The 22,612-nt window shown below is 68.6% G+C and carries 23 protein-coding genes and 2 pseudogenes; 18 read left to right on the forward strand and 7 right to left on the reverse strand.

Features of this window, described 5'->3' with window-relative positions:
- The 6 genes from E3O49_RS17280 to smc form a co-directional block, all read left to right on the forward strand.
- Positions 1–370 (forward strand): hypothetical protein (locus E3O49_RS17280; RefSeq protein WP_198417460.1); only part of this gene is annotated, 370 nt, incomplete at its 5' end.
- 11 nt (positions 371–381) lie between these two features.
- Positions 382–954 (forward strand): YceD family protein, encoded by a 573-nt coding sequence (locus E3O49_RS17285; protein ID WP_134365141.1) that lies wholly within the window; start codon positions 382–384, stop codon positions 952–954.
- Between the two features lie 2 nt (positions 955–956).
- A complete protein-coding gene (gene rpmF, locus E3O49_RS17290; protein WP_066596228.1) occupies positions 957–1,160 on the forward strand; it encodes a 50S ribosomal protein L32 in 204 nt (67 codons plus the stop codon).
- A 123-nt stretch (positions 1,161–1,283) separates the two neighbouring features.
- Positions 1,284–1,952 (forward strand): ribonuclease III, encoded by a 669-nt coding sequence (gene rnc / locus E3O49_RS17295; protein ID WP_134365142.1) that lies wholly within the window; start codon positions 1,284–1,286, stop codon positions 1,950–1,952.
- Between the two features lie 23 nt (positions 1,953–1,975).
- Positions 1,976–2,881, forward strand: a complete 906-nt coding sequence (mutM, locus tag E3O49_RS17300) for a bifunctional DNA-formamidopyrimidine glycosylase/DNA-(apurinic or apyrimidinic site) lyase (RefSeq protein ID WP_134365140.1) — start codon at positions 1,976–1,978, stop codon at positions 2,879–2,881.
- Positions 2,882–3,387: 506 nt separating this feature from the next.
- Positions 3,388–7,020, forward strand: a complete 3,633-nt coding sequence (smc, locus tag E3O49_RS17305; protein WP_134450890.1) for a chromosome segregation protein SMC — start codon at positions 3,388–3,390, stop codon at positions 7,018–7,020.
- Between the two features lie 78 nt (positions 7,021–7,098).
- Here the strand turns inward: smc and E3O49_RS17310 are convergent, their stop codons facing one another.
- The 4 genes and pseudogenes from E3O49_RS17310 to E3O49_RS17325 form a co-directional block, all read right to left on the reverse strand.
- Complete coding sequence (locus E3O49_RS17310) at positions 7,099–7,479, reverse strand: four-helix bundle copper-binding protein (protein ID WP_134368280.1); 381 nt, start codon at positions 7,477–7,479, stop codon at positions 7,099–7,101.
- Positions 7,480–7,537: 58 nt separating this feature from the next.
- Positions 7,538–8,753, reverse strand: a pseudogene (locus E3O49_RS17315) (IS110 family RNA-guided transposase).
- Positions 8,754–9,282: 529 nt separating this feature from the next.
- Positions 9,283–9,726, reverse strand: coding sequence for a sirohydrochlorin chelatase (locus E3O49_RS17320; RefSeq protein ID WP_241975780.1), 444 nt, complete (start codon positions 9,724–9,726; stop codon positions 9,283–9,285).
- Positions 9,723–10,007 (reverse strand): sirohydrochlorin chelatase, encoded by a 285-nt coding sequence (locus E3O49_RS17325; RefSeq protein ID WP_241975781.1) that lies wholly within the window; start codon positions 10,005–10,007, stop codon positions 9,723–9,725. The genes E3O49_RS17320 and E3O49_RS17325 overlap by 4 nt, the downstream gene beginning before the upstream one ends.
- 87 nt (positions 10,008–10,094) lie before the next feature.
- Between E3O49_RS17325 and cyoE the strand changes: the two genes are divergently transcribed.
- Positions 10,095–11,045, forward strand: a complete 951-nt coding sequence (gene cyoE, locus E3O49_RS17330; RefSeq protein ID WP_160140999.1) for a heme o synthase — start codon at positions 10,095–10,097, stop codon at positions 11,043–11,045.
- Between the two features lie 37 nt (positions 11,046–11,082).
- Here cyoE and E3O49_RS17335 read toward each other — a convergent pair whose 3' ends face one another.
- Positions 11,083–11,217, reverse strand: a complete 135-nt coding sequence (locus E3O49_RS17335) for an FAD-binding oxidoreductase (RefSeq protein WP_134368278.1) — start codon at positions 11,215–11,217, stop codon at positions 11,083–11,085.
- Positions 11,218–12,020: 803 nt separating this feature from the next.
- A pseudogene (locus E3O49_RS18990) lies at positions 12,021–12,320 on the reverse strand (FAD-binding protein); the annotation flags it as partial.
- A gap of 284 nt (positions 12,321–12,604) precedes the next feature.
- Between E3O49_RS18990 and ftsY the strand changes: the two are divergent.
- The 4 genes from ftsY (at position 12,605) to E3O49_RS17360 (ending at position 16,525) form a co-directional block, all read left to right on the forward strand.
- Positions 12,605–13,480 carry a signal recognition particle-docking protein FtsY gene (ftsY, locus tag E3O49_RS17345; protein ID WP_134368277.1) on the forward strand — a complete coding sequence of 292 codons (876 nt, stop codon included), beginning with the start codon at positions 12,605–12,607 and terminating at the stop codon, positions 13,478–13,480.
- Between the two features lie 7 nt (positions 13,481–13,487).
- The gene (locus E3O49_RS17350; RefSeq protein WP_134368276.1) at positions 13,488–13,991 is read left to right on the forward strand and encodes a DUF2004 domain-containing protein; all 504 of its coding nucleotides are present in this window, start codon (positions 13,488–13,490) and stop codon (positions 13,989–13,991) included.
- Between the two features lie 56 nt (positions 13,992–14,047).
- Entirely contained in the window at positions 14,048–15,637 is a 1,590-nt protein-coding gene (gene ffh / locus E3O49_RS17355; RefSeq protein WP_134368275.1) for a signal recognition particle protein, read from the forward strand.
- 75 nt (positions 15,638–15,712) lie between these two features.
- Positions 15,713–16,525, forward strand: coding sequence for an LLM class F420-dependent oxidoreductase (locus E3O49_RS17360; protein ID WP_134368274.1), 813 nt, complete (start codon positions 15,713–15,715; stop codon positions 16,523–16,525).
- Positions 16,526–17,118: 593 nt separating this feature from the next.
- Here E3O49_RS17360 and E3O49_RS17365 read toward each other — a convergent pair.
- Entirely contained in the window at positions 17,119–18,261 is a 1,143-nt protein-coding gene (locus E3O49_RS17365) for a glutamate--cysteine ligase (RefSeq protein ID WP_134368273.1), read from the reverse strand.
- A 274-nt stretch (positions 18,262–18,535) separates the two neighbouring features.
- Here E3O49_RS17365 and rpsP point away from each other — a divergent pair, with 274 nt between their 5' ends.
- The 7 genes from rpsP to rplS all read left to right on the forward strand — a co-directional run bounded on the left by rpsP (position 18,536) and on the right by rplS (position 22,611).
- The gene (gene rpsP / locus E3O49_RS17370) at positions 18,536–18,961 is read left to right on the forward strand and encodes a 30S ribosomal protein S16 (RefSeq protein ID WP_134368272.1); all 426 of its coding nucleotides are present in this window, start codon (positions 18,536–18,538) and stop codon (positions 18,959–18,961) included.
- A 2-nt stretch (positions 18,962–18,963) separates the two neighbouring features.
- On the forward strand, positions 18,964–19,200 hold the full coding sequence (locus E3O49_RS17375) for an RNA-binding protein (RefSeq protein ID WP_134368271.1): 237 nt from the start codon (positions 18,964–18,966) through the stop codon (positions 19,198–19,200).
- Between the two features lie 22 nt (positions 19,201–19,222).
- Positions 19,223–19,894 carry a ribosome maturation factor RimM gene (rimM, locus tag E3O49_RS17380; protein ID WP_134368270.1) on the forward strand — a complete coding sequence of 224 codons (672 nt, stop codon included), beginning with the start codon at positions 19,223–19,225 and terminating at the stop codon, positions 19,892–19,894.
- 96 nt (positions 19,895–19,990) lie between these two features.
- On the forward strand, positions 19,991–20,833 hold the full coding sequence (locus tag E3O49_RS17385; protein WP_134368269.1) for a formate/nitrite transporter family protein: 843 nt from the start codon (positions 19,991–19,993) through the stop codon (positions 20,831–20,833).
- 9 nt (positions 20,834–20,842) lie between these two features.
- Positions 20,843–21,541, forward strand: a complete 699-nt coding sequence (trmD, locus tag E3O49_RS17390; protein ID WP_134368268.1) for a tRNA (guanosine(37)-N1)-methyltransferase TrmD — start codon at positions 20,843–20,845, stop codon at positions 21,539–21,541.
- 36 nt (positions 21,542–21,577) lie between these two features.
- The gene (locus E3O49_RS17395) at positions 21,578–22,066 is read left to right on the forward strand and encodes an MFS transporter (RefSeq protein WP_134368267.1); all 489 of its coding nucleotides are present in this window, start codon (positions 21,578–21,580) and stop codon (positions 22,064–22,066) included.
- A 200-nt stretch (positions 22,067–22,266) separates the two neighbouring features.
- On the forward strand, positions 22,267–22,611 hold the full coding sequence (gene rplS, locus E3O49_RS17400) for a 50S ribosomal protein L19 (protein ID WP_134368266.1): 345 nt from the start codon (positions 22,267–22,269) through the stop codon (positions 22,609–22,611).
- Position 22,612 lies beyond the last annotated feature (1 nt).

A 22,612-nucleotide genomic window follows, 5' to 3' on the forward strand; every position in this document is an offset into this window, starting at 1 on the left:
GGGGGAGCGACCGGGGGAGCCGTCGGGGGAGCCGCAGCGCGCGCCGCCCGGCGCGCCCGGCCCCGGGGCCGCCGCGGCCCTCGACCGGCTTCTCCTCGCCACGGAACGGGACCGGTTCTCGCGGGCGGGCACTGCCCCTCGCACTGAACCTCGCCCTGAACTTCGCACCGGCACCGGTGCGGGCGATGACCAGGCCGCGGAACGGGCAGCCACGCAGGCATCGGCGCTGGTCGGGGACCTCGACCTGGTCGGGCGCGCCGTCCACGAAGGGTCGGCCCGGGGCATCCGTCTGAGGTCGCGGCTGCTGCCCGCGTCGCTGTGGCGGCCCGCAGCCGGGCGACAACGCGAACACCCAGCCGCGAACGCGTAGAATGATTCCCCGTGACTAAGTTCAAGAAGACCCCGTACAAGGTCGATGTGCGAGACCTGATCAACCGCCCGGGAACCATGCACGAGCGCCACCTCGAAATCGCCGTCCCGGAAGACCTCGGCGAAAGCCTCGTGGCCGTGAAAGCCGGCTCGACCCTCGTCGCCAATCTGCGTCTCGAGACCCTGCACGAAGGCATTCTCGTCTCCGCCCAGGTGTCCGGAATCGCCGCCGGAGAGTGCGGCCGATGCCTGATCGACGTCGAGTTGCCGGTCCAAGTCGAGTTTCACGAGCTTTTCGCGTACTCTCTAGACGAAGCTTATGAAAGTGAAGTTCAAGATGACCACGTGGATCTTGAACCTCTGATCAGGGATGCGGTGGTTTTGTCACTGCCGTTCCAGCCGGTTTGCCGGCCGGATTGCCCAGGTCTCGACCCCGAGACCGGTGAACGGCTTGCCGAGGCCCCTGAATTCGTACCCGAAGAAAAGCGCGATCCCCGGTGGGCCGCGCTGATGGAATTCCAAGCTTCCGAAAGCAGCGGCACGGATGAAGACATCCAGGCTGAAACGGATAGAGAAGAGAAGTAGTCATGGCAGTCCCGAAGCGCAAGCAATCACGCTCCAACACCCGCTCACGTCGTTCCTGCTGGAAGGCCGAGGCTCCCACCCTGGTCAAGACCATGGAAAACGGCAAAGTCGTCTACAGCCTGCCGCACCGCGCCAAGGTCGTCACCGACGCCGCCGGCACGGCGCTGTTCATGGAATACAAGGGCCGCAAGGTCGCCGACGTTTAAGTCGGTTGTGCTCGATTCTCTGATGCCGCGCCGACGGATGCCGGGGGACCCCATTGCGGGTTCCGGCCCGTGGAGTCGCGGCATCAGTGTTCTCGGCGGTCACTCGTGAGCGTCGCTCCCGAGATGTCGGCCCTGCTGGCGACGCTCGGCGTGCAGATCGATCCGGAACTGCTGGAGCTGGCCCTGACCCACCGCTCGTACGCGTACGAGCACGGCGGCGTGCCCACGAACGAGCGCCTGGAATTCCTCGGCGACTCGATCCTGGGGCAGGCCGTGACGGTCATGCTCTACCGGGCGTACCCGCGGCTCGACGAGGGTGACCTCGCCAAGCGCCGGGCCAGCCTAGTGTCGAGCGTCGCCCTCGCGGGCATCGCGCGCGGGATCGGGCTGGGCGGCTACGTGCGGCTCGGCCGCGGCGAGATCCTCACCGGCGGCCGCGACAAGTCGTCGATCCTCGCCGACACCGTCGAGGCGCTGATCGGGGCGGTCTACCTCGATTCCGGCGGTGAGGTCGCGACCGCGTTCGTGCTGCGCCTGATCGAGCCGCTCCTGAACGACCCGGGACACTTCGGCGTCTCCATGGACCCGAAAACGAGCCTGCAGGAGGCCGCGGCGCGGCTGGGCTCCGGGGCTCCGGTCTACCTCATCTCCGAGAGCGGCCCGGACCACTCCAAGGTCTTCATCGCCACGGTCACCGTGGGCATCGTCACCGCCACCGGCGAAGGCACGAGCAAGAAGCACGCCGAGATGGCTGCCGCGCTCGACGCCTGGACCCGGCTCAGCACCCCCTGACGCCGGCCGGCTGAACCGCGCGCATGCCCGAACTGCCCGAGGTCGAGGTCGTCCGCGCCGGCGTCGAACCGGCCGTCACCGGAGCGGTGATCGCCGGCGTCGAGGTCTTCGAGGACCGCTCGCTGCGCCGTCACGACCGCGCCCTGGGCCCCTTCGGCGAGCTGCTGCAGGGCCACCGTGTCCTCGCCGCCGTGCGCCGGGGCAAGTTCCTCTGGCTGCCGCTGGATACCGGGCGGGCACTGGTCGTGCACCTGGGCATGAGCGGCCAGGTGCTGCTGCGCAGCCCGGGCACGGATGCCGACGCGCAGCTTCGCATCCGTCTCGCCCTCGATCACCCGGACCACGGCGAGATCTGGCTCAACTTCGTCGACCAGCGCATCTTCGGGAGCATGGCCGTCGACACCATGGCGCCCACCAGGGACGGACTGCCCGCCGGCTTCTCCGGCCGGGCCGGCGGAGCGTGGTCGGGGCTGATCCCCTCGCAGGTCGCGCACATCGCCCGCGACCCGCTCGACGTCTCCTTCTCCGCTTCGTCGTTCCTGGCGGCCCTGGCCCGTAAGAAGACGGGCATCAAGCGAGCGCTGCTCGACCAGACCCTGATCAGCGGGATCGGCAACATCTACGCTGACGAGGCCCTCTTCGCCGCCCGCCTCCACTACGAGCAGCCGGCCGCGTCGCTCTCGCCGGCGAAGGCCCGCGTTTTGCTGGCCGCCGTGCGCAGCATCCTGAACCGCGCCCTCGCCGAGGGCGGCACCAGCTTCGACGCTCAGTACGTGAACGTGAACGGCCAGTCCGGGTACTTCTCGCACAGCCTGTCCGTCTACGGCCGGCAGGGAAAACCCTGCCCGGTCTGTGGCACCCCGCTCGTGCGCGAGCAGTTCATGAACCGCTCGTCGCACCTCTGCCCCCGCTGCCAGCGCCTGCGCTAAAGCCCGCCGCCCTAGAACTCTCCGCCCTAGACCCCGCTGCCCTAGAACCAATTCGACGGAGATTTTGCTCCCCACATGCCCAAAACGCCCGTTTCAGCCCAGATCGGGCAGAATCTCCGTCGAATTCGTTAGGGGCGGGGCCGCGCGTGACCGGGCGTCCCGGCGCCAGTCTCCCCAGCGACCACTGGCACGAAGCCGATCGCCTCGTTGACCGTGAGCAAGTGCCGGCTCTCCCCGGCCCTCTGAACCAATTCGACGGAGATTTTGCTCCAACGGGGCCCAAAACATCCGTTTCAGCCCAGATCGGGCAAAATCTCCGTCGAATTCGTTAGGGACCGCGCCTAACGGGGCGGGCGGGGTGAGTCCGGTACCGTGGGACAGGGCGGCGGTCGCGGTTGGCAAAGCGGGCGGAGCCTGTGGCTGGCAGAGCTCGCTGCAGTTGGCCGAGAAGGCCGCGGCCGGCAGCACGCGCAACGGAGCCTCGAGCGAAACGGAAAGGGTGGGCCGTGTATCTGAAGAGCCTCACCCTCAAGGGGTTCAAGTCCTTCGCCCACCCGACCACGTTCGCGTTCGAACCGGGCGTGACCTGCGTGGTCGGCCCCAACGGCTCCGGCAAGTCCAACGTCGTCGACGCGCTCGCCTGGGTGATGGGCGAGCAGGGCGCGAAAACGCTCCGCGGCGGCAAGATGGAAGACGTGATCTTCGCCGGCACGTCCACCAAGGGTCCGCTCGGGCGGGCGGCCGTGACGCTGACCATCGACAACACGGATGGTGCGCTGCCGATCGATTACACCGAGGTCACCATCTCCCGCACCCTGTTCCGCAACGGGGCCAGCGAGTACGCGATCAACGGGCAGACCTGCCGGCTGCTCGACGTGCAGGAACTGCTCAGCGACTCCGGCCTCGGCCGCGAGATGCACGTGATCGTCGGGCAGGGCCAGCTGGACGCCGTGCTGCGCGCCAGCCCGGAGGACCGGCGCGGGTTCATCGAGGAGGCCGCCGGCATCCTCAAACACCGTCGGCGCAAGGAGAAAACCCTCCGCAAGCTCGACGCCATGCAGGCCAACCTCACCCGGCTGAGCGACCTGGCCGGGGAGATCCGCCGTCAGCTCAAACCCCTCGGCCGGCAGGCCGAGATCGCCCGGGAGGCGCAGACGATCGCGTCCGTCGCCCGCGATGCGCGGGCCCGGCTACTCGCCGACGACGTCGTCGCCCTCCGCACGGCCCTGGACGCCCACGGGCGCACCGAGAGCGAACGGCACGCCGAACGACTGGTGCTGACCGAGCAGCTCGAGCAGAAACAACTGCGTCTGGAACGGCTCGAACAGGCGCAGATCGGCGACGCCGTCGACCAGGCCCGGCGCACCGGCTTCGGCCTCGAATCCGTGCAGGAGCGCCTGCGGGGGCTGTACACCCTGGCCAACCAGCGCCTCGCCCTGCTGGGCGCCCAGGCCGAACCCGCTGACGCCGGCCCGAGCGTGTCCGCGACCATGCTGACGGATGCCGCCGCCGAGGTTGCGGCCCTCGGCGACCGCATCACAGAGGCAGAGGCCGCCTGGGCGGCGGCGCGTGCGTCGACCGCCGCGGCCCGCAGCGAGCTCGACGCCCTCGACGAGGAGATCTCCGCCCAGGCGGTGCTGGTCTCAAGGCACGACCTCCGGATCTCCGAGCTGACCGGCCAGGCGGAGACGGCGGCGTCCCGGCTGGCTTCCGTGCGCGGTGAGGTGCTGCGCCAGCAGAACTCCCTCGACGCAGCCACCGGCCGGGTCACCGCCGCCGAGGCGCAGCTCGCCGCGCTGCAGGGGGCTGCTGAAGAAGCCGACGCCGACCTCGGCGAGGGCGCGCCGGCCGACACCCTCGAGCAATGCCGGGCCGCCGTCGTCGACGCGGAGGGCGAGGTCGAACGCGGCCGCGACGAGCTGCACCTGCTCGAGCGGGAACGGGACGCGCTCGCGGCCCGCGCGGGGGCGTTGTCCCTCGCCCTGGACCAGAAGGACGGCTCGTCGGCGTTGGTCGCCGCGGCGCTGACGGGCATCCGTGGGCTGGTGGCCGATCACGTGCGGGTGCACCCGGGCTACGAGGCCGCGATCGCCGCCGCCCTCGGGTCGCTCGCCGACGCCGTGCTCGCCGAGACCCTCGATGCGGCCTTCGATGCCGTGCTGCGCGCCCGGGCCGACGACCTCGGCCGGGTGGAGCTCGTCGTGGCCGACGCGGGTACCGAGCCGGGCGCCGGGCCGGCTGCCGAGACGATTGCCGAGGCGGGTGCCGGTCCGGTCGCCGGGCGTGGCGCGGAGCCGCAGGACCTCCCTGACGGCCTGGTCTGGGCCTGCTCGGTGATTGATGCGCCCGCCGGCGTGCGTGGCCTGCTCGAACACACCGTGATCGCGGACGACCTCGACGCCGCACGAGCCGCGGCCCGAGCAACAGCCACAGCCACAGCCGCCGCCGGGACCATCGGCGGCCTAAACCGCGAGGCCGCGGGCCCACCGCTCACCATCATCACCCGAACGGGAGACGTGCTCAGCGAGTACGTGCTGCGCGGCGGCTCCGGCGCCAAACGCAGCAAGCTCGAGCTGGTCGCCGACCGCGATGCCGCAGCCGCAGCCCTCGGCGAGGTGACGTCCCGCATTGAGGTGGTCGGCCAGGACCTCGGCGACGCGCGAGCCCTGCTCCGCACCGGCAAGGAACAGGCCCAGGGCGCCCTCGCCCGGCTCCGCGCCTACGATTCCCGCCTGGCCGCCCAGGCCGACAAGACCAACCGTGCCACCGTGCAGGTCGAGGCGGCCACCGCCGAACGCAACCGGCTCTCCGCCGCCCTCCGCCTAGCCGGCGAGGCCGTGGCCGGAGCCGAGGCGGCGAGCGAGGCGGCCCGGACCGAACTCGATTCGATGCGGGCCCGGCCGCGCCCGGTCCTCGACTCGGGTTCCCGCGACCTGCTCTACGCCGCGCTCGAGGCCGCCCGCGAGACCGAGGTCGAGTCCCGGCTGCAGGTGGAGACGGCCCGCGAACGGGTGCGGGCCGCCCAGGCCCGGGCGGACGCCCTCGCCCGCCGGCGCGAGACCGAGCGGGCCGCGGCCGAGGAGGCAGCTCGCCGCGCCGTCATCCGTCGCCGGCAGGTGGCCGCGGCCACGGATGTCGCCCAGGCGCTGCCCCGGGTGCTCGCCGCCGTTGATGCCTCGGTGGCCGAGGCCCGGGTGCGTCTGGCGGGCGCCGAGCACGAGCGCAGCAGCCAGAACGAGGAGCTGGCGGCGCTGCGCCGGGACGACAACGCGCTGCGCACCCGCCTGCAGTCGGTCACCGAGACGGTGCACGGGCTCGAACTGGCGATCTACGAGAAGAAACTGCACCTCTCCGGACTGCTGGAACGCGCCGGCAGCGAGCTCGGCCTGGTGGAAGAGGTGCTCGTCGCCGAGTACGGCCCCGACCAGCCAGTCCCGGCGGACGACCCCAACGGAGAGGCCTCGAGCTTCGACCGTGAGGAACAACAGCGGCGCCTCGCCGTGGCCGAACGCAGGTTCGCCCAGCTCGGCCGCATCAACCCGCTCGCTCTGGAGGAGTTCGCGGCGCTGGAACAGCGGCACCGGTTCCTGACCGAGCAACTCACCGACCTCACCAACACCCGGCGGGACCTGCTCACGATCATCGAGGAGATCGACGAGAAGATGGGCGCCATCTTCGGCGCCGCCTTCGAGGACACCCAGGCGGCGTTCGCCGAGGTCTTCCCGGTGCTGTTTCCGGGCGGAAGCGGCAGCATCCGTCTGGCCGACCCCGATAACCTGCTCACGACCGGCATCGAGGTCTCCGTCAAACCGGCCGGCAAAAAGATCGAACGCCTGTCGCTGTTGTCCGGCGGCGAGCGCTCGCTGGCGGCCGTGGCCCTGCTGATCGCGATCTTCAAGGCCCGCCCGAGCCCGTTCTACATCATGGACGAGGTCGAGGCCGCGCTCGACGACGCCAACCTCGGCCGTCTCCTGACCATCTTCGAGGACCTGCGCGCCGCCAGCCAGCTCATCATCATCACCCACCAGAAGCGCACGATGGAGATCGCGGATGCCCTCTACGGCGTTTCGATGCGGCAGGACGGGGTCTCGGCCGTCGTCGGTCAGCGCGTGGTGAAGGACGAGGCGCAGCTCGTCTGACCGGCGACGGCCGCGGCGCGGCGCGGGCTACACCGCGGCGCGGACTACACCGCGGCCAGGGTCACACCGCCTCCCGGGCTAGAGCGCGGCGAGCAGCGTGCCGCAGGCGTCCATGACGCGCCGGCAGGCCATGGTGCAGGTGAGCCACGACGGGTACAGCTCCGCCATCCGCTCGCAGGCCTCGACCGAGGCCGAGCAGGACTCGCGGCACGTCTCCAGCATGGCGATCGCGGTCGCTCCGTCGCTGTGCACATGCCAGGACAGCAGCCGGCTGGTCGCGGAGCACACCTCGATGCAGTCAAGGTCGGCCAGGAAGCAGTGGGTGATCTCACCGTTGCCCTCGAGGGCGAGGCAGGCGGCGGCGCAGTCCTCGCTCACCTGCACGAGCGCGACACAGGCCTCGACGCACCGGTTGATCCCGGTGCGCACGGACTCCTCCGGCCATGTGCTCGTCACCATGCCAACACAGTAGACCCGGGCCCCGCGCTTGTCGGGGGGGGGTGCCCCTATGTTTTTGTCAAGCGGCGAGTTGATGGTCGGTTTGATAGAGGGTGCCGTCGCGGAGCATGGCGTAGAGGACGTCGCAGCGTCGTCGGGCGAGGGCGATGNTCGGGCGAGGGCGATGAGGGCTTGGTTGTGGCGCTTGCCTTGGGCGATCTTGCGGTCGTAGTAGGCCCGTGAGACCGGGTCGCGAGGGCGGCGAAGGCCGAGAGGAATAGCGCCCGTTTGAGGATCTTGTTGCCTCGCCGGGAGGGATGTTCACCGCGGATGGAGCTGCCGGAGCGCCTGGTCACGGGGGCCAGGCCAGCGTAGGCGGCGAGGTGGCCGGCGGAGGCGAAGTCCTTGCCGGAGACTTCGGTGAGGAGTCTGGCTGCGGTCCTGATCCCGACTCCGGGCATGCTGATCAGGACGGGGTGAAGAGGGTGAGCCTCCACGAGCCGCTCGACTTCGACGGCGATCTCGTCCCGTTGCCGGCGGAGCGCGGCGAGCTGTTCGGCAAGCTTGGGGAGCACGATGCTGGTCGCGTTCGTGCCGGTGACCACGACGGTCTGCTCGGCCAGCGCCTGGGTAATCTCGTCCGCGAGGCGCCGGCCCATTCGCGGTGCCAACTTCAGCAGCCGGTTACCGAGTCGGGTTGGGCCAGCGGCCTTCATCGTCGCTGGCGTTGGGTAGCGCTGCAGCAGATCCAGCACCGCCGGATGGTCCAGGTGCGGGCCCAGGACCCGCTCCAACGCAGGGTGGATCTGGGTGAGCAGGCCCCGGATACGGTTGCTCGTGGCCGTGATCTGGCCGACGACATCGTCGTCGAAACCGCAAAGCATCGAGAGCTCAGCGACCTGCTCATCGGCCAGTTGCAGTGACCGCAGCGCGTGCGGGAGGCTCCTCGCGGCTTGGGCGATGATCGCGGCATCGCGGGCGTCGGTCTTGGCTTCGCCCGCGTGCAGGTCCGCGATGCGCCTCATTGCCAGCCCCGGCAGGTAGCCCACGAGCACGTCTTCGGCCTGGGCGACGGCGATCGGCAGGGCGCCGATGGTCGCGGGCTGATCGACGACGAACAAGACCTGGCCGTGTCGTTTCAGCTGCCCGATCAGCTCGCGGAGCTTCGCTTCGTCATTGGGCAGTGCCTTGTCGAAGAGTTGTTTGCCGGTCCGGTCGAGGGCGACCGCGTGGTGTTCTCCTTTGCCGACGTCCACGCCGATGAAGACGTCGACGCTGTCGTAGTTCTCGATCATGAATCCTCCGTCTCAGGTTCCAAAAGTCGGCCTGAACCGCGGCATCAAGTCTCGGCATCCACGTTACGAACGGCCTGGGACGAGTCCCGGTCCAGCCCCTATCAGCGATCACCTGATGCCAGTCAGGCCCGGTGACAACACCCCCCGGATCATGGGCGACTGGGGGCAAGAACCATGCCGGGCCTGACAGGCCAACACCCTCACATAACTACACGATCAAGGGCTACGAAGAAAGTAACGGGGCGTGCCGTCGACCTTCCATTGGCCGTTCGGCCGGGAGGAGGGGCGGGGGCGACGCACGGGTTGTGCCGTCTCGGTCTGGCTCGGTGACACGATGGTTTCCTCCTCTGGGACGCGACGTGCGGCGAAAACGGATGCGCCGGGTGCGTGGGAGAAAACGTACCGAGGATGGGGGGTGGGCGACACCGGAGCCGTAACGGCCGGTCACGCGCCGTAGCGGTGCGTCACACAGTCGCGGACGAGGTCGCCGGGGGCTACGGTGCCCGGCGCCTTCCGGGGCGGATCGGCCTCAGAGCGCGCTGCGGTAGCGGCCGGTCACGAGCTCGACGAGCAGCCCGGGGGCCGGCTCGTTCGGCACCAGGAGCGGGCGCGTCACGACATCCGCCCCCGCCCGCTCGACCAGCCCCTGGAAGTATCCCGGCGCGAGCAGGTAGCTGCTCACGACGATGCGGCGACCCGGGTTCTCGATCCGCGCCGTCGTGACCGCGCAGGCCAGCCGCGGGGTGGCGGCGGAGAGGAAACCGAGGGTGACCTCCCGACCGGATGCCGCGGTGAGCCCCGCGGCGACGACCCGGCAGGCCGAGACCGCGCGGGGGTCGCTGGAGCCGGCGACCGCGAGCACCGCCACGTCCTCCTCCGCCACGTCCTCCTCCGCCAGGCCCGCTTCCTCGAGCCGGTGCCGGAGCAGGGCGATCAGCCGGTCGTCGGGGCCGAGCGCCGGTCCGAGCGTCACCTGACGCTCGGACCGGCGTCGACGGCCTCCGTGAGGTCCACGTGCACGTGGTACCCGGCCGACAGCAGCAGCGGGACCACGACGGCGGGCAGGCCGGCCGGCAGCGCGGCCAGGGTTTCCGGCGTGTCCGGATGCTGCACGTCGACGAAGCCGAGGGTGACGGTCAGGTCGGGATGCGCCTTGGCGACCGCGCGCATCAACCCGGCGACCGCGGCCTGGCCCGCGGGGGACGAGGTGCCGTGGGCGATGCCGACGAGGGCGGGGGAGCGTTGGATCGTCACCCCACCATTCTGCCGGTTCGTCCTTCTCCTGTGACCCCGGCGCTTATGATTGAGGTATACCGCCTACCCGATGGGAACACCTTCCGTATGACCGCGCGAGCCCCGTTTTCAGCACGTGACCGGGTCGACGGCACCGATGGGGCCCTCGCCGCCCGCGGAAGCGGAACGTCCTTCCGCGACACGCTCACCAGCTACTACTCGCTGACCAAGCCCGGCGTGCTCTACGGCAATGCGCTCACCGCCGCCGCCGGCTTCCTCCTCGCCGCCCGGGGCCAGGTCGACCTGTTCCTGTTCGTGGTGCTCTGCGTCGGCACCACGCTCGTGATCGCCTCCGCGACCGTGCTCAACAACGTGCTCGACCGCGACATCGACATGGTGATGGAACGCACGAAGAAGCGGGCCACCGTCACGGGGCGCGTGGGGGTGCGGAACGCGGTCATCTTCTCGATCCTGCTCTTCGTCTTCGGCATGGGCATGCTCGCCGCCTGGACGAACTGGCTCGTCGTCGTCGTCGGCCTGGCCGGCTTCCTCGTCTACGTCGTGCTCTACGGGATGCTGTCCAAGCGCCTGTCGATCCACGGCACCCTGGTCGGCAGCGTGTCCGGTGCCGCACCGATCCTGGCCGGCTACGTCGCCGTCTCCGGGGCCATCGACATCGGTGCGGTCCTCGCCTTCCTGGCGGTCTTCCTCTGGCAGATGCCGGAGTTCTACTCGATCGCCATCTACCGCCACGACGAGTACGCCAGCGCCGGCGTGCCGGTCATCTCGGTGGTGCGGGGCATCCGCAACACCACGATCCAGATCTTCGTGTACACGGTCGCCTTCGTCGTGTCGACGCTGCTGCTGCCGGTGTTCGGCTACGTGGGGTACGTGTACACGACCGTGATGGGCGTGCTCGGCGCCTACTGGATCTGGCTCGGCATCGTGGGCCTGCGCACCGGCGACCCCGCGCCGTGGGCACGCCGCATGTTCCGTTTCTCGCTGGTGATCATCCTGGCGCTGTGCCTGATGGTCTCGGTGGGCCCGGTCCTTCCCTAGCCGCGGTCCTTCCCCAGCCGGACAGGGCCTACTGGTTTCAGCTCGGGAGCTGCCGGTTGCTGCGGAACAGGCCGTCCGGGTCGACGGCGAGCTTGATCCGCCCCAGCCGGGCGAGGCTCTCCGGCGGCAACGCCGCGGACAGGTCCTGCCCGGGGACGAGGAACGTCGGCACAATGCGGGGTCCGCGATCTCCCGGACCGCGATCTCCCGGACCGCGTTCTCGAAGGGCCCGAAGACACTGCCCCGATCGATTCGGCGACTCGGGTCCAGCAGGACCGCTCCCGCGTAGACGAGGTACTGCGATTCGAGATGCCCGACGATGCCCGTGGCATCCGGGGCCGGATCGGAAATCGCGCCCCCGAGCGGCCGCAGCTCGAGCATGCTGATGCCGGCGGGGGTCGTTGCGGTGAACGCCTCGATCAGCGGGCCGAACCCGTCGTCGCCGAGTTCGCTGATGGCCGCGGTCCAGTCGAGGAACGGGAGAGGGTCGCCTGGTTCGGCCGAAACCTCGCCGAGGTGCCCGATTTCGAACGGTGCGGTCATGTCGGCGATGACGGGCGCCGTGGCCAGCAGCGGGGCGATCAGCGTGCGGGCGGCGTCGGCGTCGCCGACGAAGACGACATCCATGGTCGCGAAACCGTGGCCGCGCATGAGCTCCGGCACCACCTCCAGATCGGGCATGTTGATCAGCCCGGCGAAGATGGTCAGCTCGTCGGGTGCCGTCGCCATGATCGCGGCGAACCGCTCGAACACGACTCCCGCTGCCTCGAGCGGGAACACGATCTTGCCTCCGAAGAGCGCGGGGGCGGGGTAGAGGTCGATCTCGATGGCCGTCACGATGCCGAGCAGACCGGCCGCGCCGCGCAGCCCCCAGAGCAGCTCGGCGTCGCCCTCGGCAGTGCTGTCCGCGACCACGCGTCGCTGCCGACCGTGCGCGTCGACAAGCTCGACCGCGCGGATGGAGTGGGCGGCGAGCCCCTTACACCGGCTGAACCAGGAGTGCCCGCCCGAGAGCAGGTACCCGGCGCAGGTCACGTCCGGGTTGGTACCGGCCAGGGCGATGAGGCCGGTTCCCTCGAGGCGGGGGAGCACGGCGCCCCATTTGGCGCCGGAGCCGATCCGGGTGAAGCGCTCTTCGACCTTGATGGTCACCTCGTCAAAGGCGGAAGTACGCACCAGGATGCAGTTGCGCAGGTCACTGTTCGCCCCGTGTCCGTTCGGCTGCACCGCGATTTCGTAGCCACCGGCACGGGCGGCGTCGATAATGAGTCGCACATCGTCGGCGCCTGCGGGAATGGCGACCGCGGCGGGACGTTGTTCGACGGCCCGGTTCCAGGGTGACCTCGCCTGGTCCTAGTCGGCGTCGCCCGGAAGGACCAGCCGCCCGTCCAGTGCCGCGGCGAGGGTGCGAAGGTGGGGATCCAACTCGTTGGTGTGTGGCACTGGCGTTCCTTTCTCCGTAAGAAACCGACTGCGGCTCGGTGCGTGCCCACCGATTATCGACCGAGGCACGCCGGAGACCAACCCCTGGGGCATCGGGCGCGCCGTAGGCTAGGCGTATGGCTGAACGCACCCCCTGGTCTCTCTCCGGCGCACTGCGCGGCATGTTCGCGAAGAAGCTCATCGACGATGAAACGTGGGACGACCTCGAAGACGCGCTCATCCAGGCCGATTTCGGTCCGAGCATCACGGAGGAGATCGTGGCCGACCTGCGGGCCAAGGTCGCCCGGTACAACACGACCGACCCGACCGACCTGCATCGGATGCTGCGCGAAGGCCTCGAGGAACGACTCTCCAAGCTCGATTCCACCCTCAACCTCAGCGCCCGGCCGGCCGTCGTGCTCGTCGTCGGGGTGAACGGCGTCGGCAAGACCACCACGATCGGCAAGTTCGCGAAGTTCCTCCGCACCTACGACCGCAGCGTGCTGATCGGTGCGGCGGACACGTTCCGCGCCGCGGCCGTTGAGCAGCTGGCCACCTGGGCCGAGCGGGCCGGCGCCGAGATCGTGCGGCCGCAGGCGCACGGCCAGGACCCGGCATCCGTCGCATTCCAGACCGTGCAGCGGGCCCTCGAAACGGGCACCGAGATCGTGATCATCGACACCGCCGGCCGGTTGCAGACCAAGGGCGGCCTGATGGACGAACTGACCAAGATTCGCAAGGTGGTCGAGAAGCAGACTCCCATCGCGGAGGTCCTGCTCGTGCTCGACGCGACGACGGGCCAGAACGGGCTCACTCAGGCCGAGGCCTTCATCGAGCACGCCGGCGTGACCGGCCTCGTGCTCACCAAGCTCGACGGCTCCGCGAAGGGCGGATTCGTCCTGGCCGTTCAGGAGAAGACCGGCATCCCCATCAAACTCGTGGGTCAGGGCGAGGGCATCAACGACCTCACCGGTTTCACGCCTCACGTATTCGCGCAAAAGCTCGTCGGATAGGACAGTCATGACCATCGAACACGATTTCTTCGGCATTCTCGGCAGCGACGACGAGGGTGAGGTGTACTGGTCGGACTTCGCCGAATTGGGCGACGAGGACGTGCAGATCGACCTCAGCTCGCCGGACGAGGCCTCGGTCTCGGCGGAGGCGCTCGACATCGCCGCGGCCATGGTGAACGCGCTCGAGGACCTCGACTCCGAGGCCCGCGAGTCGCTCGTGGCCGACCTCAGCAAGGAGGCCTCGGTGACCAGCGCCTACATCGAATCCGAACTGGAGGAGATGGATCCCGAGGCCCTCGAGGACGCCCTGATCTGGGATTCCGGTGACAAGCAGATCGACTTCCTGCGATCCATCCAGCTGCAGCGGGTGGGCTTCCACCCCCACCACCACCGCAGCGAGGAGCACTTCGCCGTGCTCGAGTATTCGATCAGCCCGGATGAGACCGACGCGCTGCTCGTGGTCACGATCGACGTGCACGGCGACCCCGTGCTCATCGCGGTCGAGCAGTAGGGCAAACGCGACCTCGGCACGCGACAGGCCTGCGGACCGGTTAAACTAAACGCATAATGGCTACTTTTGGAAACCTCTCAGATCGCCTGGCCGAGACGTTCAAGAATCTCCGCACCAAGGGCAAGCTCAGTGCGGCGGATGTCGACGGCACCGTCCGCGAGATCCGGCGCGCCCTCCTCGACGCCGACGTCGCCCTCGAGGTCGTCAAGGACTTCACCGGCAAGGTGCGTGAGCGCGCCCTCGGGGACGAGGTCAGCAAGGCGCTGAACCCGGCCCAGCAGGTCGTGAAGATCGTCAACGAGGAACTCGTCGAGATCCTCGGCGGGCAGCAGCGCCGGCTCGAGTTCGCCAAGAAGCCGCCGACCATCATCATGCTCGCGGGTCTCCAGGGTGCCGGCAAGACCACGCTCGCCGGCAAGCTCGCGAAGTGGCTCGCCAAAGACGGCCACACCCCGATCCTCGTCGCCGCCGACCTGCAGCGCCCCAACGCCGTCACGCAGCTCGAGGTCGTCGGGGCCCAGGCCGGCGTGCCCGTGTACGCGCCGCAGCCGGGCAACGGCGTCGGGAACCCGGTCACGGTCGCCCGCGACGGCGTGAAGTACGCCCAGCAGAAGATGCACGACGTGGTCATCGTCGACACCGCCGGACGCCTCGGCGTCGACGCCGAGATGATGAAGCAGGCCGCGGACATCCGTAAGGCCATCGACCCGGACGAGGTCCTCTTCGTCATCGACGCCATGATCGGCCAGGACGCCGTGGCCACCGCCAGGGCCTTCCAGGACGGCGTCGACTTCACCGGCGTCGTACTCTCCAAGCTCGACGGCGACGCGCGCGGTGGTGCGGCCCTGTCCGTGGCCTCGATCACGGGCCGGCCGATCATGTTCGCGTCGACCGGTGAGAGCCTCGACGACTTCGAGCCGTTCCACCCCGACCGGATGGCGTCCCGCATCCTGGACCTCGGTGACATCCTCACCCTGATCGAGCAGGCGCAGGGCGCGTTCGACGAAGACGAAGCGCGCAAGATGGCGGAGAAGTTCTCCACCGACAGCTTCACGCTGGACGACTTCCTCGGCCAGATGCAGCAGCTGCGCAACATGGGCTCGATCAAGAAGATGATGAGCATGCTCCCCGGCGCCGGCGCCATGAAGGCGCAGCTCGACAACTTCGACGAGCGCGAGATCGTGCGCACCGAGGCCATCATCCAGTCGATGACCAAGGCCGAGCGCACCACCCCGAAACTGCTCAACGGCTCCCGCCGGCTGCGCATCGCCCGCGGTGCCGGCTCGACCGTGACCGAGGTGAACCAGCTCGTGCAGCGATTCGAGCAGGCCTCGAAGATGATGAAGACGGTCGCCAAGGGCGGCATGCCCAACATCCCCGGCATGGGGCCGGTCCCCGGTGGAATGGGCGGCGGCGGCGGGCGCGGCAAGCCGCAGCCCAAGAAGAAGGGGTCCAAGTCGGGCAACCCGGCCAAACGCGCGGCGGAGAACCTGGCGATCGCGTCCGGCGAGAAGCCGGCCCTCGGCGCCGGCGTGAGCGGCGGCACGGGCTTCGGCCTCGGTGCCGGCGCGAGCGGGGGCTCGAAGAAGGCCGGCGGCCCCACCGAAGACGAGATGGCCGCTTTGCAGAAGATGCTCGGCCGGTAGCGCCCACGGCAGCGCCGCCGGTGACACCTTCGGCAGCGCCGCCGGGCGCCCCGGTGGCCGGTTTAGGATGAGCCCATGACCTCCTCCACGCCGTCCCCCCTGCCCTCGTCCACGGCCGGCCGGGTGCGCATCGGCGCGCAAATCGCGCCCCAGCACGCCACCTACGCGAAGATCCGGGAGACGGTGGCCGAGGTCGAGGCCCTGGGCACGGACGTGGCCTTCAACTGGGACCACTTCTTCCCGCTCTCCGGCGACAAAGACGGCCTGCACTTCGAATCCTGGACCATCCTCGCGGCCTGGGCCGAGCAGACCAGCACGATCGAACTGGGCGCCCTGGTCAATTGCAACAGCTACCGCAACCCCGACCTCCAGGCCGACATGGCGCGCACCATCGACCACATCAGCGGCGGCCGGTTCATCTTCGGCACCGGCTCCGGCTGGTTCGAGCGCGACTATGACGAGTACGGCTTCGAGTTCGGCACCGTCGGCGGCCGCCTGGACGCCCTCGAAGCGGACCTGCCGCGGATCGAGGCCCGTTGGGCGAAACTCAACCCGCCGCCCGTGCGCGACATCCCGGTGCTGATCGGCGGCGGCGGGGAAAAGAAGACCCTGCGGATCGTGGCCAGGCACGCCGACATCTGGCACTCGTTCTCCACCCCCGCGGTGCTCGAGCACAAGCTCGGGGTGCTGGCGGGCTGGTGCGACACGGTCGGCCGCGACCTGGCCGAGATCGAGATCTCCACCGAGCTGCGCGCCCGCACGGTCGAGGAGGCCGACCAGCTCTACGACCTCGGCGCGCGCCTGTTCACCCTCGGGCTCTCCGGCCCCCGCTACGACCTGGCCCCGCTCACCGACTGGCTGGCCTGGCGCGACAGCAAAAACGCGTAACAGCCCTTCCGCCGAGCCGTGAGTTTAGACCCTCTTTTTCGTCTGCGGAGGGTCGCAACTCACGGCTCGGCGCCGTTCCGGGCCCGCGCATTCGACGCGTCGCCAGCCATTGAGTGCCACGAGCAACGACCACAGCATCGAGACGTCGGGGTGGCTGATCCGCATGGTGCGGGGCAAACCCGAGGTGATGGCACCGGTCTGCCATGACGCGGCCCGGGGTTGGGTGCCGGGTCAGGACCACCTCGCACAGCGGGCCAGCGGTGCCGGCCGCGCCCGCGCCACGAAAACCCGAACCGCAGCCCGCGGGCATCCGCGAGTCACGGGTTCAGCGGAATAGTCGTGCCAAAGGCGGTCAGACGGCCAGGCCCAGGCCCGGGGCCGCGACCCGTAACCGACTGGCTAGCCTGGCGCGAATGCAAAAACGCGCTTCAGACATCCGCCGAGCCGTGAGTTCCGCCCCTCTTTCTCGCCCGGAAAGGGTCGCAACTCACGGTTCGGCGAGGTCTCGGCGAGGTCCGGGCCGGATCGCGGCCGCGATGCCTGTGCGCACGGTGAAGCAGCGGGTCTGCGCTGGCGGGGTACCGCGAGACGGGTCAGCGATCGCCGGACAGGCCGGTGCGCAGTTCCCGGCTGAGCGCCTTGACGACGGCTGGCAGGTCGCCGTCGTTGTCGTCGGCGATCCGGAGCTGGCGCTGGTAACTCGCGCCCCCGGAGATGATCCGGCCCAGCCCCAGCAGCTCGTCCAGGCAGCCCAGGCGCTCGGCGACGGGGGAGAGGGCGCCGATCAGCCGGTGCACGTCGTCGACGACCGGGCATTCCTGCCCGGCGGCATCCATGATGATCTGGGCGTCCAGTCCGTAGCGGGCTGCCCGCCACTTGTTCTCGCGCACGAACCAGGGCTGCATCGACGGCACCTCCTCGCCGTCGTCGAGCCGGGTGGACATCCACTCGACCAGGCACTGGATGAACGCGGCTATGGCCCCGAGCTCCTCGGTCGTGGACACGCCGTCGCAGGCGCGCACCTCGATCGTTCCCCAGCGCGGCGACGGGCGGATGTCCCAGCGCACCTCGGTCACGTCCTCGATCACGCCGGTGGCGGTCATGTCCTCCACATAGTGTTCCCAGGCCTCCCAGTCCTCCAGGATCCAGGGCAGGCCGGCGGTGGGCAGCTGCTGGAACATCAGCGCCCGGTTGGAGGCGTAGCCGGTGTTCACCCCGGCCCAGTACGGGCTCGACGCGGACAGGGCCTGCAGGTGCGGCAGGTAGCCGAGGAGGCCGTTCAGGATGGGGATGACCTTGGCCTTGTCCTCGATCCCTACGTGCACGTGGATGCCCCAGATCATCATGTTGCGGCCCCACCACTGGGTGCGCTCGATCAGGCGGTGGTAGCGGGCCTTGTCGGTGACCTCCTGGTCGAACCACTGGCCGAACGGATGCGATCCGCTGCAGATCAGGTCGACGCCCCGTGGATCCGTGATCGCCCGCACCTCCTCGACCTGCGCCGCCACGTCCGCGACCGCGCCGCCCACCGTGTGGTGCACCCCGGACACCAGCTCGACCGTGTTGAGCAGCAACTCGCCGGTGATGTGCAGGTGCGGCGCGCCGTCGGTCCCACGCAGCGCGGCGAGCACCTCGTCGGCCAGGCAGACCAGGTCTCCCGACTCCCGGTCGACGAGCGCGAGCTCCCACTCGATGCCGATGGTCGACCGCGATGAGCGGGCAAATTCGATTCCCACGTCCGGTCCTCCCGGTCTGGCGCACCCGAACGGGTGTGTTCAGACCCAATCCTGACAGCTATTCGCGCGTCGGTGCCACGGGCGGGGCTCGGGGCCGGTGGCATCGGCATCCGATTATCACAAAGAGGGTGATGTCTGACAGAATGGTTAGTCGAGTTCTCTTGCGTCCGACCCTCTACTCAGGCGCAGGAAGAAACCTTATTTGAGCTTGTGCCGAGTGTGCCCCCACGCTCACGGCCGTCAGTTCGCCAAAAATCAAATACACAGGAGAATTGTGGCTGTCAAAATTCGTTTGAAGCGCATGGGCAAGATCCGTGCACCGTACTACCGCATCGTTGTCGCCGACTCGCGCACCAAGCGCGACGGTCGCGTCATCGAAGAGATCGGCATCTATCACCCCACGCAGGAGCCCTCCGTCATCGAGGTCAAGTCCGAGCGTGCGCAGTACTGGCTGAGCGTTGGCGCACAGCCGACCGAGCAGGTTGAGGCTCTCCTCAAGCTGACCGGCGACTGGGGCATCTTCAAGGGCGACAAGAACGCCGTCAGCACCGTGAAGTTCAAGGAGCCGAAGGTTCCCTTCGTCGCCGACGAGAAGAAGAAGCCGGTTCTGAAGCCGAAGGCTGACAAGCCCGTCGTCAAGGAAGAAGCGCCCAAGGAATCCGAAGCTGCCGCCGAGGCAACCGAAGAGGACAAGGCGTAATTTTGCTTGCTCCCGCGCTTGAGCACCTCGTCAAGGGAATCGTTGATCACCCGGACGACGTGCACGTTGCAGCCCAGACTTCCCCTCGCGGCGAGGTTCTCGAGGTTCGTGTGAACCCCGAAGACCTCGGTCGCGTGATCGGTCGCTCCGGGCGCACCGCCAAGGCACTGCGCACCCTCGTGGCCGCGCTGGCCGACGGCAAGCGCGTACGCGTTGACGTCGTCGACACCGATTTCTGAACTGGTAAATGAGTAGTTGGATATGAGTTCGGTGAACGACAGCACGACTCCGCGCAGCCAGTTGAGGGTGGGGCGCCTGACCAAGGCGCACGGCCTCAAAGGCGCGATCAAGCTCGAGCTGTTCACGGATGACCCGGGACGTCGTTTCGTCCCGGGCGCCGTGTTCACCCTGCAGGTGCCCACGGGTTCGCCCTGGCACGGCAAAAAGATCGAACTCGTCGAACTGCGCTGGTACAACCAGCACGCCGTCGGTTTCTTCAAGGACGTGCCCGACCGCGAAGCGGCCGAGGCCCTGGCGAAGGCCATCCTCTGGATCGACCAGGATGACGCGGAGCAGTCCGACGAAGAAGACGCCTGGTACGACCACCAGCTGATCGGCCTGGCCGTCGTGCGCGACGACGTGCAGATCGGCACCATCTCCCGGCTCGAGCACCTTCCCGCCCAGGACCTCCTGATCGTGAAGACCCCGGCCGGCGACGTGATGATCCCGTTCGTGAAGGCCATCGTGCCCTCCGTGGACATCAAGCGGGGCATCGTCACGATCACCCCGCCCCCCGGCCTTCTCGAGGAACTCCCCGAGGAACCCGAGGAATCCGACGAGGCCCTCGCGGCCGACGAGGCCCCCGCAGCGGACGAGGAAGCGGCCGAGAAGCCCTCCGACGTGCCCGCACCCACCGACACCGACGGCGCATAGACGCGACCCGTCCACCCCCAGGGGAGAGGCGCGCCGCGCCCGTCCGACTTCCCGGCTCGTTACGACGCGGCAGATCCGTTCTAGGAGTAACCGCGCATGTCGTACGTCAAACCCGACCAACTCATCGATGACATCATCCACTCGGGTGAACATAAATCGAACCTGACCACTAAGCAGATGTTCGTGCGCGGCACCCTTTCGGGTGCCATCCTCGGTGCGGCGACGACCGTGGCCCTCACCGCGGCGGCCCAGACCGGGCTCCCGATCGTGGGGGCGGTCCTCTTCCCCGTCGGCTTCGCCATTATTCTGCTGCTCGGCCTGGAACTCGTCACGGGAAGCTTCGCCCTTATTCCGCTCGCCGTCCTGGAAGGCCGGACGACCATCCGGAAGTGCGTCAAGAACTTCGTAGTCGTCATCCTCGCGCACCTCCTCGGGGCCGGACTGTACGCAGCCCTGTACACGTTCGCGATCACCTACGCCGGCACCGACTCGAGCGACCCCATGGTGCAGGCGATCATCCACCTGGCCGAGCACAAGGTGCTGCCCTACCAGGCCGCCGGTGCCGGCGGCATCCTCGTCGCCATCGTCAAGGCGATGCTCTGTAACTGGATGGTGGCCATTGGAACGATCATGTTCTACACCTCGAAGTCGACCGGCGGGAAGATCCTGGCGATGTGGCTCCCGGTCACGATCTTCTTCAGCCTCGGCCTCGAGCACGCGATCGTCAACATGTTCGTGATCCCCGCCGGAATGATGCTCGGCGCCGACATCAGCATGGGCGAGTGGTGGCTCTGGAACCAGGCCCCCGTGCTCCTCGGCAACCTCCTCGGCGCCATCGCCTTCACCGCGCTGCCGGTCTACTTCTCCCATCGCACACGGGGGAACCGGGCCGTGACCCTGGACGCCGCATCCGCTTCACCCGTACTCGTTCGCTCGTAGACTTCTCCCGTGCGCATCGACATCATCACGATCTTCCCGGAGTTCTTCTCCGTCCTCGACGTCTCCCTGGTCGGCAAGGCCCGGCAGTCCGGCCTGATCGACCTGCGCGTGCACAACCTGCGGGACCACACCCACGACCGGCACCGAACCGTCGACGACACTCCGTACGGCGGTGGTGCCGGAATGGTGATGAAGCCGGAGCCGTGGGGCGAGGCCATCGACGAGATCCTCGGCGACGTGGCCGACGACGGGCCGGTGCTGATTTTCCCGTCACCGGCCGGTGAGCTCTTCACCCAGGCGATGGCCCGGGAATTGGCCCAGGAGCGCAACCTGATCTTCGGCTGCGGCCGTTACGAGGGCATCGACCAGCGAGTCTTCGACCACTTCGCCCGCACGGGCCGGGTGCGGCTGGTCAGCCTCGGCGACTACGTGCTCAACGGGGGAGAGGTGGCCGTCATGGCCATGATCGAGGCGGTCGGGCGTCTCATCCCCGGGGTGGTCGGCAACCCGGAGAGCCTCGTCGAAGAGTCCCACGAGGACGGCCTGCTCGAGTACCCGAGCTACACCAAGCCGGCCGCCTGGCGGGAACTCGAGGTGCCGCCCGTGCTGCTCAGCGGCAACCACGGCGCCATCGCCGCGTGGCGACGCGAGCAGCAGCTGGAACGTACGGCCCGAGTGCGCCCTGACCTTCTGCCTCCAGCGAACTGAGGGCACACGCCCGAACCGCCCGGGTAGTCTGATTGCGTGTTCGTACGCAGGGTCTTCTTCTACTGGCAGTTCATCGCCGTGCTCGCGCTACCGGCGTGGCTGATGATCGGTGCTTCGATCTACGGGACCGGCGGCTGGGACGTCGTCGGCAGCTTCTTCAGCGGCCTCTTCATCGGGCTCGGCCTGCTGGCCGTGAGCCTGCTCTTCTACGCCCGCAAAGAGGTGCGCACGACCCGCGCCGTGTCCTGGGCGGATGTCGGATTCCTCACCCTCTGGCACGGCCTGATCGTGGCCATGGGGTTCTCCTACACCTGGGCTCCGGGGCTGGCCGCGCTGGTCATCCTGGTCGGAATCGGCGTTTTCTGGTTCGCCATCTGGGAGCTCGTCGCCGCTGCCCGCAAGAGCGTGCAGGCCATGATGATCCTCGTCGACGAGACGGCGCGTGGGGGCCTCGTCCCCGGCGATCTGCCGCCCACCGAGTTGCCGCCCGTGATCATCGTGCGGGAGAAGCCGCCGGAATCCTGACCGCCGGCTCGGCCTCTTCTTTGTGGGAGTCCGCGGTTTCGTGACATACTCAATGCTTGTGCCGTGGCAAGCCTCTGCCACAGGGGAGCTGCAACGTATCGGCACGAAACACACTCATTCATTTGCTGACCCGAACACGTTCGCGTGCGGGCCCGCATAAGCCGTAGTCGTCCTGTGGCGGATACAGAGAGCGAACCAATATGCATATTCTCGACCAGGTGGATGCACCATCCCTCCGCAAGGACATCCCGGCGTTCCGCGCCGGCGATACCGTCAAGGTCCACGTCAACATCGTTGAGGGCGCCCGCTCTCGTGTGCAGGTCTTCCAGGGAGTCGTCATCGGCCGCTCCGGCGAAGGCGTGCGCGAAACGTTCTGCGTTCGCAAGGTCAGCTTCCAGGTCGGCGTCGAGCGTACCTTCCCGGTGCACTCCCCGGTGATCGACCACATCGAGGTCGTCACCCGTGGTGACGTGCGTCGCGCGAAGCTGTACTACCTGCGCGACCTGCGTGGCAAGAAGGCCAAGATCAAAGAGAAGCGCGACTAAC

Origin of the sequence: Cryobacterium shii, assembly GCF_004402595.1 — a bacterium.
GTDB lineage: Bacteria > Actinomycetota > Actinomycetes > Actinomycetales > Microbacteriaceae > Cryobacterium > Cryobacterium shii.

Excerpts from the sequence above, each read along its gene's own strand:
- rpmF (WP_066596228.1), top strand. The coding sequence starts at position 957 with ATGGCAGTCCCGAAGCGCAAGCAATCACGCTCCAACACCCGCTCACGT.
- rnc (WP_134365142.1), top strand. The coding sequence starts at position 1,284 with ATGTCGGCCCTGCTGGCGACGCTCGGCGTGCAGATCGATCCGGAACTG.
- mutM (WP_134365140.1), top strand. The coding sequence starts at position 1,976 with ATGCCCGAACTGCCCGAGGTCGAGGTCGTCCGCGCCGGCGTCGAACCG.
- E3O49_RS17310 (WP_134368280.1), bottom strand. The coding sequence starts at position 7,479 with ATGGTGACGAGCACATGGCCGGAGGAGTCCGTGCGCACCGGGATCAAC.
- cyoE (WP_160140999.1), top strand. The coding sequence starts at position 10,095 with ATGACCGCGCGAGCCCCGTTTTCAGCACGTGACCGGGTCGACGGCACC.
- ftsY (WP_134368277.1), top strand. The coding sequence starts at position 12,605 with ATGGCTGAACGCACCCCCTGGTCTCTCTCCGGCGCACTGCGCGGCATG.
- E3O49_RS17350 (WP_134368276.1), top strand. The coding sequence starts at position 13,488 with ATGACCATCGAACACGATTTCTTCGGCATTCTCGGCAGCGACGACGAG.
- ffh (WP_134368275.1), top strand. The coding sequence starts at position 14,048 with ATGGCTACTTTTGGAAACCTCTCAGATCGCCTGGCCGAGACGTTCAAG.
- E3O49_RS17360 (WP_134368274.1), top strand. The coding sequence starts at position 15,713 with ATGACCTCCTCCACGCCGTCCCCCCTGCCCTCGTCCACGGCCGGCCGG.
- rimM (WP_134368270.1), top strand. The coding sequence starts at position 19,223 with ATGAGTTCGGTGAACGACAGCACGACTCCGCGCAGCCAGTTGAGGGTG.
- E3O49_RS17385 (WP_134368269.1), top strand. The coding sequence starts at position 19,991 with ATGTCGTACGTCAAACCCGACCAACTCATCGATGACATCATCCACTCG.
- rplS (WP_134368266.1), top strand. The coding sequence starts at position 22,267 with ATGCATATTCTCGACCAGGTGGATGCACCATCCCTCCGCAAGGACATC.